At 64.6% G+C, this 12,826-nt stretch carries 10 protein-coding genes; 5 read left to right on the forward strand and 5 right to left on the reverse strand.

Going from position 1 to position 12,826, the window contains the following annotated elements:
• Positions 1-81: 81 nt before the first annotated feature.
• Positions 82-2,355 carry a maltose alpha-D-glucosyltransferase gene (treS, locus tag OCL88_RS15420; protein WP_410868312.1) on the reverse strand — a complete coding sequence of 758 codons (2,274 nt, stop codon included), beginning with the start codon at positions 2,353-2,355 and terminating at the stop codon, positions 82-84.
• 265 nt (positions 2,356-2,620) lie between these two features.
• Here treS and OCL88_RS15425 point away from each other — a divergent pair, with 265 nt between their 5' ends.
• Positions 2,621-3,934 (forward strand): LssY C-terminal domain-containing protein, encoded by a 1,314-nt coding sequence (locus tag OCL88_RS15425; RefSeq protein WP_264963055.1) that lies wholly within the window; start codon positions 2,621-2,623, stop codon positions 3,932-3,934.
• A 405-nt stretch (positions 3,935-4,339) separates the two neighbouring features.
• Here the strand turns inward: OCL88_RS15425 and OCL88_RS15430 are convergent, their stop codons facing one another.
• Genes OCL88_RS15430 through OCL88_RS15440 form a run of 3 tightly spaced genes read right to left on the reverse strand, consistent with a single transcriptional unit; the run spans position 4,340 to position 6,514 of the window.
• Complete coding sequence (locus OCL88_RS15430; protein ID WP_264963056.1) at positions 4,340-4,744, reverse strand: RidA family protein; 405 nt, start codon at positions 4,742-4,744, stop codon at positions 4,340-4,342.
• A complete protein-coding gene (locus OCL88_RS15435) occupies positions 4,741-5,547 on the reverse strand; it encodes an IclR family transcriptional regulator (protein ID WP_319951662.1) in 807 nt (268 codons plus the stop codon). Before OCL88_RS15435 ends, OCL88_RS15430 begins: the two co-directional genes overlap by 4 nt.
• The gene (locus OCL88_RS15440) at positions 5,507-6,514 is read right to left on the reverse strand and encodes a sugar kinase (protein WP_264963058.1); all 1,008 of its coding nucleotides are present in this window, start codon (positions 6,512-6,514) and stop codon (positions 5,507-5,509) included. Before OCL88_RS15440 ends, OCL88_RS15435 begins: the two co-directional genes overlap by 41 nt.
• 258 nt (positions 6,515-6,772) lie before the next feature.
• On the opposite strand from OCL88_RS15440, the gene OCL88_RS15445 reads away from it, so the two are divergent.
• The 4 genes from OCL88_RS15445 to OCL88_RS15460 are packed head-to-tail and all read left to right on the forward strand — an operon-like array spanning position 6,773 to position 11,816.
• Positions 6,773-8,107: an alanine racemase gene (locus tag OCL88_RS15445; RefSeq protein ID WP_264963059.1), complete on the forward strand. Its 1,335-nt coding sequence runs from the start codon at positions 6,773-6,775 to the stop codon at positions 8,105-8,107.
• A gap of 7 nt (positions 8,108-8,114) precedes the next feature.
• Complete coding sequence (locus OCL88_RS15450) at positions 8,115-9,770, forward strand: N-acyl-D-amino-acid deacylase family protein (RefSeq protein ID WP_264963060.1); 1,656 nt, start codon at positions 8,115-8,117, stop codon at positions 9,768-9,770.
• The gene (locus tag OCL88_RS15455) at positions 9,767-10,402 is read left to right on the forward strand and encodes a bifunctional 4-hydroxy-2-oxoglutarate aldolase/2-dehydro-3-deoxy-phosphogluconate aldolase (protein ID WP_166186193.1); all 636 of its coding nucleotides are present in this window, start codon (positions 9,767-9,769) and stop codon (positions 10,400-10,402) included. The genes OCL88_RS15450 and OCL88_RS15455 overlap by 4 nt, the downstream gene beginning before the upstream one ends.
• Positions 10,403-10,424: 22 nt before the next feature.
• Positions 10,425-11,816: a GntP family permease gene (locus tag OCL88_RS15460; protein ID WP_264963061.1), complete on the forward strand. Its 1,392-nt coding sequence runs from the start codon at positions 10,425-10,427 to the stop codon at positions 11,814-11,816.
• A 369-nt stretch (positions 11,817-12,185) separates the two neighbouring features.
• On the opposite strand, the gene OCL88_RS15465 is transcribed toward OCL88_RS15460, so the two are convergent.
• Positions 12,186-12,692: a universal stress protein gene (locus OCL88_RS15465; protein ID WP_166186191.1), complete on the reverse strand. Its 507-nt coding sequence runs from the start codon at positions 12,690-12,692 to the stop codon at positions 12,186-12,188.
• Between the last annotated feature and the right edge of the window lie 134 nt (positions 12,693-12,826).

The following is a 12,826-nucleotide window of genomic DNA, read 5'->3' on the forward strand; positions in this document are numbered from 1 at the left end:
GAGGTGCGCCTTCCAGGGTGGCCGCACGAAACCGCGACGGCGGCGCCTGGAAACCGCCGCCGCCCCACCGCCGTCGTGCCTTTACTCTGCTGACTCCTCGTCGGCAGGTTCCGGTTCCCGCAGTACCAGCGCGGTGCCTTGGTACGGGCCGAGCTCCAGGAAGAAGCTGTGGAGGTCGTCCACATGGCCGACGTCCTCACTGCTGAAGAGGTCATGGACCACTGAACCAGGGACCAGGTGCGGGGACTGGATGCTGCCCGCGATCTCCTGGTCGGAGAAGTTCAGGACCGTGACCTCGAGACTGCCGTCGCCGAGTTGGTTGACCAGCACCAGGAGGGCACGGTTGGAGACCTCCGGCACATCCAGGAGCACGCTCGTGGCAATGCCGGAGCTCTCGCGCACCCGCAGGATCTCCTGGAGGCGGCGCGCGTAGGAGTTGGGGTCCTTGAGCTGCTCCGGCAACGAACCATAGAGGCTTCGGGCGCGGGGCATCCCTGCCGCGGACTTGGCCGCATCCGGGCGGGTGCCCATGAGGTCGTGGGCGCCGCGGTTGATCCAACGGGTGTCGCCCTGCGCGGTCAGTTCACCTACGACGTCGCGCGGCAGGGCAATGATGCCCGTCAGGTCCCACCCGGACAGGGCAAAGACGCCCGGCTGCAGCGCGTTGTACATGGACATGAGCACGTGGACGTCCCGGACCTGTGCCTCCTGCTCCGGAGTCATGGCCTCTGGGTCCGGGATACCGAGGGTTGCCATGATGAAGCTCGCCGTGGTGCATGCGATGCCGTTGGTGGTGAAGAGCGCGTTGTACGGGCCACTCTCACCGGTGAGGCGATCGCGGAGGGTCTGCTGAACCTTCTCCGCCACCTCTGCGCCGGTCAGTTCCTCGCCGCCGAGTTCGAACACGTCCTCACGGTGGCCGGCAGCGAAGTGCAGAAGCTCGTACGTCAGTTCATCGTGGTTCTGGAGGGCATGGACCAGTGAAGCCTGGTCAACCCCGATCTCCATGGCCAGCCGCAGGGTGAGGCGGAGGAACTCGGTGTCGGCCGTGACCAGGGAGTAATGGTAGGCCGGGCGCGTGATGAAGTCGTAGGACAGATCGGCGCCGGCCTCGGACTGGGCCTTGATGTCGTCGATGGTGAGGTTGAGTTCCTGGAACGAGAACCCGCCCACCTTGCGGATCATGGAACCGATGAGTTGGTTGGCGGCTTCGGACAACGGATGGCCCTCAGACCAGCCCGGTTGCTCTTCGGCACTCTTTTCCACGCCCAGGAACCCGTTGGCATCAAGGCGGAGCGCGCCCGTGCCGAGGTCAAGCAGCGAGTGAAGGGCGTCCCCCACAACCAAACGCATTCCCGCGAACGTCGGGTCCAGCCAGTTGATCGAGGGCTGTCCGGCTTTGAAGTAGTGCAGGTACACCCAGCGCCTGACCTTGCCCGTGGTGTCTGCCACCGGACGCGTGGCGCTCCAGTTGGTCTCCTTGACGCCCGGTTCGTAGAAGATCACACGCTGCAGGCGGCCAATGATGTAGCCGGCTTTCTGCAGCGCCTGTTCAGCCTCGGGGCTGATGTTGACGGAGTCCTTGCCCTCAGGAACATCGGGCAGCAGGTGCCAGTCCTCTTCGGGAATATCCACCATGTGGTAGATGCCGGGGTAGTCCCGGAAGTTCATCTCGGCGAGCCGGAAATCGGCGCCCTTTCCGGTGTGGCCCGGAACGATGTCGTCAATGACAGTGCCATCGTGGTCCGCTGCCACCTCGCACATCCGGCGGAATTCCTCTTCCGTCCCGAAGGCGGGATCGATTGCCATGCTGATGCGGTCGAAGTGCCCGTCAACGCTGGGCGTCTGGGACCAACCACTGATGCCGCCGGCCAGTTTCACGGGTCCGGTGTGCAGGCCCCGAATGCCGATCTCGCGGAATGCCTCCCACAGTTCGGGGTCCCCCAAGGCGGCGAGGAAGGACTGCTTTTCCTTGGTGATGAAGGAAAGAGGATAGGCCGTGAACCAGACCGGGGCCTTCTCCACGGCAGCCCGCGGGTTCGGCCGGGCATAGGCGTTCTGCCACATGCTCGCCTGGCCGGACAACTGCCGCGCCATGGTGTTGGCATCTCCCAGCATCGACTGGTTGCGAAGCCAATCAACGTATGTCTTGTTCAGCCCGTCGAACTCAAGGGAGGGGCGCGCGGCGAAAAACTGGCGACGGCGGGCTACGGGCCTCAGCGCTTTGGGCCGCGCAGGGTAGAACTGCTCGTCGAAGGAGACTTCCGGGACTTCGGTTTCTTCTACCGTCTCTTCCCCGCTTGTGCCGTTCGATGACTCATTCAGCTCTGCGGAATCTCCGGCAACATCCTTCATGCCGGACACATCGTCGCTGACTTTCGGCTCCTGCACAGTCTTCTCCTTTACGCGGCCCACGCACTTGGCGCCGGCCTTCCGAGGGCTTGCTCAAGAGGACACGTACCCGGGCAGCCCGGGAGTATTCATGCTAGTCGGAGCACCTCAACGTTTGTCGAACCCGAGCCGAATACTGGCTGATTGTGTACAGATAAGGCATCGCGGACCAAGCTTAAGGGGCGTGACATGAGCACGAACCGGATGTGTGATATTTCGGAGGGGGCCGATGTACAAGTCAATGGAGCAACAGCCTGGTGACAGCTGGATAGACCACGCGTTCTTTGTCCTGGCGGGGGCATCGGCGGTGTGGTTGGCCTTCCTGCTGGCGGGGGAGAGCTTCCAGCTTGGCTGGGGACAATTGTGGTCCTGGCTCCTCTTCTGGGCCTTTTTGGCATACCTGTTACTTCCCCGACTCCACCGGATCCTGACCACGATCTACGTTCCGGGCTACTTCATCGGCCGGGCCCGGACCAGTGACGGACTCCTCGGGGACCCCGTGAACGTTGCCCTCCTCGGTGCCGAACGCCAGATCCATGCCATCATGCACCGCGCGGGCTGGACCATCGCGGACGATGTCACCTTTGCCAGCAGCCGCCGCATCATCAGTTCAACCATCCTTCGCCAGAGCTACACCCAGGCACCGGTTAGTCCCCTCTACCTCTTCGACCGGCAACAGGACTTCGCCTACCAGCAGGAGGTGGACAATAATCCCGGCAAACGGCATCACGTCCGCTTTTGGCGCTGCCCCGACGGGTGGATGCTCCCCGGCGGCCACACAGTGGATTGGCTTGCCGCCGGAACGTACGACCGCAGCGTCGGTTTCTCCCTGTTCACGCTTCAGATCACCCACAAGATTGAGCAGAATACCGACGTCGAGCGTGACCACATCGTCCGGACAGTCTCCGAAGCCGAACCCGCCGTCCGCGTCCACGTGATCAAGGACTTCTCCACGGGGTACCACTCGCGCAATGGTGGCGGCGATTCCATTTCTACGGACGGCGACCTTCCCGTCGTCGACGCCCGTGGCGTTCCCGTCGCGGAAGCCGACGGACCGAAGAACACGGACAGCCGCGACCGCCGTCCGGCACCAACCATTGTGGGCGTTGCCCTTGTGGTGGTCAGGGCGGTTGCGGCGCTCGCGCTCGCCGTCACGTTGTTGACGTCTTCAGGCGATTTCTCGGATGTCACCCTTGATGACGGTGCGGCCGATCCGGAAACCACGACGGCGGTGCTCACGTTCCTGGGGATTGTTGTGTTGGTCTTCGGGCTGGGGGAGGTTTTCCTGGCCTGGCGGATTTTCCTGGGCAGCAATGCGGCCCGGGTGATCGCGATGGGCCTGAGTTCACTATCGATCCTGGTGCAGGCCATCGATGCTTCCACGGGCAGCACCAGCATCACGCTCGAAGCCGGGCTTCCGGGCCTTGCCACCGACATCCTGGTGCTCCTGGCCCTGTCCAGCCAGCGCGCCCGGGTCTATGCGAAGCGGCAGAGAGTTCCCGCGGTCCCGCCGACCCTGGCCCCGAAGCGGCTAACCCCCTGACCCGCCCGGCGTTGCTCTCTCACACCCCGTCCCTTCTTCGGCGTTGCTCTCACATCCCGACCCTTTTTCGGCGTTGCTCTCTCACACCCCGTCCCTGTAGGCGCGGGCCCGTGCGGCCACGACCCACTTTGACGTCCGGGCGCGGGGGAATCGAGGCACCGGACGGCGTGTTGGCCGCACGCCCCCGGCAAAGTAGGTCGCGACGGCACGCCGCCGTAAGGCCCGCTCTCCAAGCCCCCGACGGCGGTACCCACGTGCCGTCGTCGGGCGTTTCCCGTTGGGATGTGAGAGAGGGATCGGTCAAACGGGTGGGGATATGGGAGAGCGATCGGTCAAACGGGTGGGGATGTGAGAGAGCGATCGGTCAAACGGGTGGGGATATGGGAGAGGGATCGGTCGAGGGGGTTAGGCCGTGACTGCCAGGGCGTCGATTTCCACCAGCATGACCTCGTGCGGCAGGTCGACGAACACCGTGGTGCGGCTGGGGAGCAGGCCGCTGGGGACGTTCTCGCGGATGAATTCGCCGTAGACCTCGTTCATGGCGGCGAAATCGTCCCGGGTGGTGAGGTACACACGGAACATCAGGACGTCCTCAACGGAGGAGCCGCCGGCCTCGAGGATGGCCTTGACGTTTTCCAGGGTGCGGCGGGTCTGGACGCGGACGTCGCCGTCGCCGATGTACTGGTTGGTGACCGGGTCCATGGGCCCCTGGCCGGAAACCTGGAACATGCCGCCCTTCTTGATGCCCTGGGAGAAAACGTGGGCAGGCGCGGGGGCGTTCTCGGTCAGTACTACTGTCTTTTCACTCATGCTGAGTTCCTTTCGTGGCTGATCCAGCCGAGGTCCTTGGAGATGGCCTCGGTGCTGGCTTTGAGGTCGGGCAGCAGCTCGAGCAAGCCTTCATAGCTGAGCATCACTACCGGTACTGAACAAGAGGCTGCGGCAACAACGGATCCGCTGGCGTCGCGGATGGGGGCCGCGATGCAGTGCACGAAGGCTTCGTGCTCGGCATTGTCGTGTGCCCAGCCCTGTTCCCTGACCTGCTCCAGTTCGGCCAGCAGGGCCTCGGGGGAGGTCAGGGTGTTTTCGGTGACTTTTACGTAGTCCAACCCCGCGGCGATCTTTTCTTGCCGGCTGCGGGGCATGTCTGCGAGGAGGACTTTGGACACAGCGGCCGAGTGCAGCGATGCAGTGAGGCCGATGCGTGAGTACATGCGGACGGGGTGGTGGGATTCGAATTTGTCGATGTACACCACCTCGTTCCCTTCGAATGCCGCGAGGTGCACGGTGTGACCGGTGAGGCCGTTCAATTCCGCCAGGTGCGGGTGGGCAACCTTGCGGATGTCCCGTTGTTCCAGTGCAAGCGAGGACAGCTCGAACAGCTTGGAACCCAGCATGAAGCGTTGGTCGTCGTCGCGGACCACCATGCGTTTTTCCTCGAGGGCGTGCAGCAACCGCATCACCGTGGTTTTGTGCACGGAAGCTTTCGACGAAAGTTCGTCCAAGGTAGCTGGTTTCGCGGCGAGTTCGCCGAGCAGGTCGATCGCCCGCAGAAGGCTCTGGCTCAAAGTGTCACGCTCCGGTCCTGGTGTTGAAATGTCCGCCTTCAACATGGATAGCAGCCCAATCGCTGTCCGAAGAATCGAGGATGGCGGCCAGCTGACCGGCAGGCGGCAACGGACCGCGGTCGCCATGGACGGTCAGCGTGCAGGCGGCGGCAACGTGGCCGCGGCGCAGACTGGCCTTCTGGTCCAGGCCGAACAGGAGGCCGCTGAGGTAACCGGCGGCAAAGGAGTCGCCGGCACCAACAGGCTCGACGACGGCAACGGACAGTGCGGGAACCTCCACCCGGGTGCCGTTCCTGTTGAGCGATATGGCGCTGATGGCCTCGTTCTTGATGACAAGGACTTCGGGATCCGGCAGGAGCCTGCGCAGTTCGGTTTCGTCGGTGGTCCCGAACGCGTGCTCGGCCTCGTCTTTCCCGACAAGCACGACGTCGGCAAGGTTCGCCAGCCGCTGCAGGACTCCGCGGTCCTGTCCATCCCATAGGGATGCCCGCCAGTTCACGTCAAAACTGATGGTCCGCCCGTCCCGTGGTCCTGTCAGCAGTACCTCGAGCATGTCCAGGCAGTCGGGAGAGAGCGCAGCGGTTATCCCGCTGAGGTGAATGAGCCCGGCTTTGTCCACGAGTGAAGCGACGGCCGGGTTGGTGAGTGTTTCCCGTCCCATGGCCGAGGCGGCCGAACCCTGCCGATAGTACAGAACCGAGCTTCCGGCGTCGGGGTTTGAATCCTGGGCGGGAACCTTCACGTATACGCCGGTGGGCCGAACGGAGTCCACTTCAACGCCGGAGACGCCAACGCCGTGGTCCTTCAACTCATTGAGGATGCGCGTGCCGAAGCCGTCTTTGCCGACGCGGCTGACCCAGTGGGTCTCCAGTCCCATGGCGGCCAGTCCCATGGCAACGTTCGACTCTGCGCCGCCGATACCGCAGTGAAGTACGGAGGCCAAGTACAGCGGAACACCTTGGGCAGGGGTCAGCATGGCCATGGTTTCGCCAAGACATACAGCAGACAGCATGTAACTCCCGTATCCGATCGGTGCGTTATTTCGCGGTGCGTGGGGCCGCAGCCGAAGCGATCCGCGGCGGATTGAGAGGCTCCGGGGGGCGTGCCGTGGCCTTGACTCTCGATCCGCCACCATGTTAGACATATCACCAGCAGGTTTGCAACCAGCGTTGCAAAATACGCAACGCAAGCAAATATCTCTCCCATAACCCCACAACGCAGCTCCAAAAGCGCAGCATCAAAAGCGCAGCATCGCGAAGGGAATGAAAGCGTGAACACCTCCCAAGCCATCTCGGCACCCGCCGTTGCGGGCCTGGCCGACCGCCGGCTCGACTGGCGGCACAAGGCAGTCCCCGCAAACGCCAACGGGACGTCCCACGCGGAGTTCCTGGCCGCGAAACACACCCTCGCCGACCTTCAAACGCCCCTTCTGACGCTGGACGCCCGGGCGCTGAAGGTCAACGCGGACCGCCTCGCCGCGTGGTGCACCGACCACGGGGTCCTTTTGGCCCCGCACGGGAAAACCACCATGTCCCCGCAGCTGTGGGCCGAGCAGCTCAATCGCGGAGCGTGGGGAATCACGCTGGCCAACTATGCGCAGCTCCGGGTCGCGGCGGAGTTCGGCGTCCGTAACCTCCTGCTCGCGAACAGCCTCACCGACCCGCAGGCCATCAAGTGGGTAGCGGCAGCGGATGCCACCATCCTGTCCTGGGTGGATTCGGTGGCCACCGTCGCATTGATCGAACGCACCCTCGCGGACACCGAGGGGGTCCTTGACGTCATGGTGGAACTCGGCGGGTACGGCGGCCGGACCGGTGCGCGCAGCGTGGAAGCCGCCATGGACGTTGCGCTGGCGGTCAATGACGCGCAGCACCTGCGGTTGGTAGGCGTCAGCGGGTATGAAGGCGCCCTTGCCCACACAGCGGACGACGCCGGACTGGCAGCGGTCCGTGGCTATCTCGCCAACATGCGGCTGCTTCACGAGGAAATTCTGGGGGCGGGACTCTACGGTTCGGACTCGGTGATCATCACGGCGGGCGGCAGCGCATACTTCGACGATGTTGTCTCCGTACTTTCGCCGTGCATGGGTACCACGGCAGAGACCAACCCAACTGTGCCCAATTCCTTAAAGGTGGACCTCATGATCCGCAGCGGCGCCTACATCATCCATGACGACGGCTTCTACCGGGTTATCTCGCCGTTCTCCCGCGAAGGTGGTCAACCCTTCCGCGCCGGCATGCACGGCTGGGCGCGGGTCGTTTCACAGCCCGAACCCGGCCTGGCCATCCTGGACGCCGGCAAGCGTGACCTGCCGTTCGACGAAGGTTTCCCCGAACCCCAACTCATTGGACCAGCCCTCGGGGGAGCGATGGAACCGCTGGAAGGTGCCAAGATCACGGCGATCAACGATCAGCACTGCTTCATGACCTTCCCCTCCAACGTCACGGTTACACCCGGAGACGTCGTACGCCTGGGCCTCTCGCACCCTTGCACCGCCTTCGACAAGTGGTCCGTCATCCCGGTCCTGGCAGATACCGGCAGCAGCACCGACGCTGGCAGCTCGGCCGACCTGACCGTCGTCGACCTTATCCATACCTTCTTCTAGGAATCCCATGAAGACCCTCATCAGCAACGCCACGGTGGTGGACGGAAGCGGAGCGGAGCGCCGTGCAGCGGACGTCCTGCTGGACGGTTCCGTGATCGCGGAGGTGGCCGACGCCGGCAGCCTCACCGCTGCCGGAGCGGATCGCGTCATCGATGCGCACGGCCTGGTCCTGAGTCCCGGTTTCATTGACATGCACGCCCACTCCGACCTCCAGCTGCTGGTCAACCGGGACCACTACGCCAAACTCAGCCAAGGCGTCACCACTGAACTGCTGGGCCAGGACGGACTCTCCTACGCACCCGTGGACGATGCAACACTGGCGGGTGTCCGCGAGAAGATCGCCGGCTGGAACGGCAACCCCGAGGACTTCGACTGGAACTGGCGCAGCGTCGGCGAGTACCTGGACCGCCTGGACGCTGAAGATTCCGGCGGGAGGATCGCCACCAACGCCGCCTACCTCGTACCGCAAGGAACGGTCCGGGCCATGGTGATGGGCTTCGACGAAGGTGATCCCACCCCGGAACAACAGCAGCGGATGCAAGACGTTGTCCGCGCCGCGATGGAGGAAGGCGCCGTGGGGATGTCCTCCGGTCTCACCTACACCCCGGGCATGTACGCAACAACGGAAGAGCTGGCCGGACTGTGCCGGGTTGTCGGTGGACTGGGAGGGTTCTACGCCCCGCACCACCGCTCCTACGGCAAGAATGCCCTGGGCGCCTATGCCGAGATGATCGACCTGAGCCGGGACAGCGGATGCGCCCTGCATCTGTCCCACGCCACCATGAACTTTGCCGAGAACAAGGGCCGTGCCGGAGAACTCCTGGCCCTGATCGACTCCGCGCTCGATGACGGTGCGGACATCACCCTGGACACCTATCCCTACCTTCCCGGCGCCACCACGCTGAGCGCGATCCTTCCCGGTTGGGCATCCGCGGGAGGAACGGAAGCAACCCTGGCACGCCTGTCCGACCCCGCCACCCGGGCACGCATCCGCGAAACCGTGGAGATCTATGGCTCGGACGGCTGCCACGGGGTTGTAGCCGAATGGGACACCTTGGAAATCAGCGGCGTCCAAAACCCTGCGCTCGCGGGCTACGTGGGCCGGACCATCAAGGACATCGCCGCGGAAACAGGCGAGGAAGCGTTCGATGTGTTCGCCCGCATCCTCACCGATGACCGTCTGGGCACCGGAATCCTGCAGCACGTGGGCCACGAAGAAAATGTCCAAACCATCATGAACCACCGCACGCACACCGGCGGCAGTGACGGGTTGTTGGTCGGCGCCAAGCCCCACCCGCGGGCGTGGGGCACATTCCCGCGCTACCTCGGCCACTACTCCCGCGACCTCGGACTGCTGAGCCTCGAGGACGTGGTCCATCATCTGACGGGCCGGCCTGCCGCACGACTGAAGCTCCGCAACAGGGGACTGGTCCGCGAAGGGTTCGCCGCCGACGTCGTGCTTTTCGATCCGGAAACCATCCGCGACGAAGCCACTTTCGACAATCCCCGCCAAGCCGCCAGCGGCATCCACTACGTGTTCGTCAACGGAACAGCTGCGATCGACGGCGGCCGGCCCACCGGCGCACGTGCCGGCCGCGCCCTCCGTCGGCACAGTGACGGCCTCACCCGGGAACGCGGGATCAACCGAGAAGGAATGCAATGACCCCCGAAGAATTCATCCATCAGCTCGAGACCGACCGCACCCTGGCGGTGGTCCGCGCGCCGTCCATCACGGACGCTGCCGAGCTGTGCCGGGCGCTGGCCGACGGCGGCATCCGCAGCGTCGAACTGACCTTCACCACGCCTGATGTGCTCAAGCACGTCCAACGCGCGGCGGAAACGGCAGCGGACCATGGTGCCGCCGTCGGGATCGGCACGGTCATGACCGGTGACCAAGCCCGCGCTGCGATCGACGCCGGTGCGAAGTTCCTGGTGACGCCCGGGCTTCGGCCCGAGGTAGCCGCGGTCGCAACCGCCGCCGGCGTTCCGTTCAGCCTCGGCGCCATGACCCCCACCGAGGTAGCCCAGGCTCTCGATTTGGGATCGGCCGCCGTCAAGATTTTCCCTGCCCGCCAGCTCGGACCTGCCTACCTGAAGGACCTGCAAGGACCCTTCCCGGGGATCCGGCTGCTGCCCTCCGGGGGCATCGACGCCTCCAACGCCAAGAGCTACCTCGACGCCGGTGCTGCCGCAGTCTGCTGCGGCACCAGCGTGGTACCGCCCGCGGCAGTTGCTGCCGGCGACTGGGCAGACATCGCGGCCCGTGCCGCCGCCTTCACAGGCACCCTCAAGTAGGACTACCCGGAAAGACACGTCCATGAATGAATTCCTCGACTGGCTGCGGCACGATACCGCCGGCCTGCTCCTCCTGGCAGGCGCCGGCATTGCGCTCCTGCTGTTCCTGATCATCAAGGTCAAACTCGAACCGTTCATCGCTTTGGTGGGAACCGGCGTGCTGGTGGCCCTGGTGGGCGGCATCTCGGTGGAGGCCCTGGTGGGATCGGCCACCAAGAGCAGCGACGCCCTCATAGAGAAGGGCTTCGCCGGCATCCTCGGGCACATCACGGTGATCATCGGCCTGGGTACCGTCCTTGGCGCGATCCTCGAACGGTCCGGCGGTGCCGAGGTGCTCCTTGGCCGGCTGGTGAAGATTTTCGGTGAGAAGGGAACGCCGCTCGCCATGGGTATCACCGGCTTTGTGCTGGGCATCCCCGTGTTCTTCGATATCGGCATCTTCGTGCTCGCGCCGCTGGTGTACGTTGCGGCGATCCGCGGCGGCAAGTCCCTCGCGCTGTATGCCCTGCCGCTGTTGGCCGGCCTCTCCGTGACCCACGCCTTCCTTCCCCCGCACCCCGGACCCGTTGCTGCGGCCGGTTTGTTCCACGTGGACCTCGGCTGGATCATCCTCATGGGCCTCATCTGCGGCATTCCCGCCTGGTTCGCCTCCGGTATCTTGTGGGGCACGTGGATCGGGAAGCGTGTGATGGTCCACGTTCCCGAGGACCGCATCATCGAGGAGGCGGACACCGCCCGCGGACACGAACCCTCCATTGGCCTGGTTCTCCTGGCCATCGGCCTGCCCATGATCCTCATCCTCGGCGGCACCTTCGGCAACATCTTCGCCCCGGCCGGCGCCTTCCGCGACACCCTCCAGTTCTTCGGCAACCCGGCCATTGCGCTGACCGTCGCCGTGCTTCTGGCCATGTGGCTCCTGGGCATCCGCCGCGGCATGACCGCCGCTGAATTGAGCGAGATCACCGGGTCCTCACTGCGGCCCGTGGGCATGATCCTGCTGGTGGTCGGTGCCGGCGCGTTCTTCGGGGCAGTCCTCTCGGCGACCGGCGTTGGCAAGGCTGTTGCGGACACACTGTCCCAGGCGGGCCTGCCCATTATCCTTTCGGCGTTCGTGATCAGCGCCGGCATGCGCATCGCACAGGGTTCGGCCACGGTGGCGATCGTGACCACCGGCGGCATCCTCGCGCCGAGCCTCGCCTCCGGGTACAGCCAGCCGCAGCTCGCCCTGATTGTTGTGGCCATCTCATCGGGCTCCATCATCGCCAGCCACGTCAACGACGGCGGGTTCTGGATCATCTCCAAGTACTTCAATATGTCAGTGAAGGACACCCTGAAGACCTGGACCGTCCTGGAAACCGTTCTGTCCGTTGTGGGCTTCGGCATGGCGGCCCTGCTGTACACGTTCGTGAGGTAAGCCGCCGCGCTGAGGTGGGCGCCGCGCCTGGTGAGCCGCCGCGCTTGGTGAGCCGCCGCGCCTGCGGTGGGTGCCGCCGTCGTACTTCCCGCGGACCCGTGCCGCCACCACCTGCTTTGGCTGCGAAACGGCCCCGACCCGCCCCTAAAACGGCGTGTCGGGGCCGTTTTGGCTTCAATGTCGGTTGTGACGGCACGCGATCCCGCCGACGCCACGCTGGTTCAAGTGGTTAAACAAAAGCTCCGGAGTGCGTTATTGGGGGATACGCACTCCGGAGCAGCTTTGTGGCAGGCGCTCCCGCTGACCTGCAGTAACAACTCTACGTTGGGTGTGACGGCATTGCCACCACTTGGAATTAGTACTTTCGCTTTATTTTCCCGGCGCGTGATCCGGCCGCTTTTTCTGCGGCACAATCAACACCGGTCGGCGCTGATGATGGCTCAACCACGCGGCCACCGAACCGTTCAATGCCTCAGAAATCCGGTGCCCCAGCCCGGGCTCGGGAGTGCCGACGATGATCATTGAGGCCTTGATGTCCTCGGCCAGCCTGCCCAAGGCCCGGGCCGGGTCACCTGCCAGAAGCCGCAAGGTCCAGTCTGCCGAGCCGCCCTCCATGGCTTCTGCGATTTCCTTGCCGAGGTCGTTCCGGATGGCGGCCACGTCCTCGTCGTCCTTCTCCGGGTGCAGCGACATCCTGTGGGTCTCCCGTGACGGATCCCACTCCACGAGGTAACTCGCCTCGTCCACATATGCGCAGACCAGGGGCACGCCGAGCTGCTCGGCCAGTGCGCGGGCCGTCTGCAGGACCTCCACGTGCTGATCCGGCAGCACCCCTACAACCAATGGAATGCGTCCGCTGAATTCTTCGCCAGCCATACCTTATTGTTGCGCTGCGGCCTGCCCTTGAACAGGCTCCCCGGCCCCCAACTGGGTAGCAATAGTGCGCGTTTTCAGGGGGCGGTTTCTAGCGGTTATCGCAACAGGAAGGTTCTGATCATCTCATTTGGGGT

It is taken from the genome of Paenarthrobacter sp. PAE-2 (genome assembly GCF_026013155.1).
Taxonomy (GTDB): Bacteria; Actinomycetota; Actinomycetes; order Actinomycetales; family Micrococcaceae; genus Arthrobacter; species Arthrobacter ureafaciens.

What these genes read in the sequence shown, in the direction of transcription:
- OCL88_RS15435 (WP_319951662.1), bottom strand. Translation starts at nt 5,547, where the DNA reads ATGTTGAAGGCGGACATTTCAACACCAGGACCGGAGCGTGACACTTTG.
- OCL88_RS15450 (WP_264963060.1), top strand. Translation starts at nt 8,115, where the DNA reads ATGAAGACCCTCATCAGCAACGCCACGGTGGTGGACGGAAGCGGAGCG.
- treS (WP_410868312.1), bottom strand. Translation starts at nt 2,355, where the DNA reads ATGAAGGATGTTGCCGGAGATTCCGCAGAGCTGAATGAGTCATCGAAC.
- OCL88_RS15465 (WP_166186191.1), bottom strand. Translation starts at nt 12,692, where the DNA reads ATGGCTGGCGAAGAATTCAGCGGACGCATTCCATTGGTTGTAGGGGTG.
- OCL88_RS15440 (WP_264963058.1), bottom strand. Translation starts at nt 6,514, where the DNA reads ATGCTGTCTGCTGTATGTCTTGGCGAAACCATGGCCATGCTGACCCCT.
- OCL88_RS15425 (WP_264963055.1), top strand. Translation starts at nt 2,621, where the DNA reads ATGTACAAGTCAATGGAGCAACAGCCTGGTGACAGCTGGATAGACCAC.
- OCL88_RS15455 (WP_166186193.1), top strand. Translation starts at nt 9,767, where the DNA reads ATGACCCCCGAAGAATTCATCCATCAGCTCGAGACCGACCGCACCCTG.
- OCL88_RS15430 (WP_264963056.1), bottom strand. Translation starts at nt 4,744, where the DNA reads ATGAGTGAAAAGACAGTAGTACTGACCGAGAACGCCCCCGCGCCTGCC.
- OCL88_RS15460 (WP_264963061.1), top strand. Translation starts at nt 10,425, where the DNA reads ATGAATGAATTCCTCGACTGGCTGCGGCACGATACCGCCGGCCTGCTC.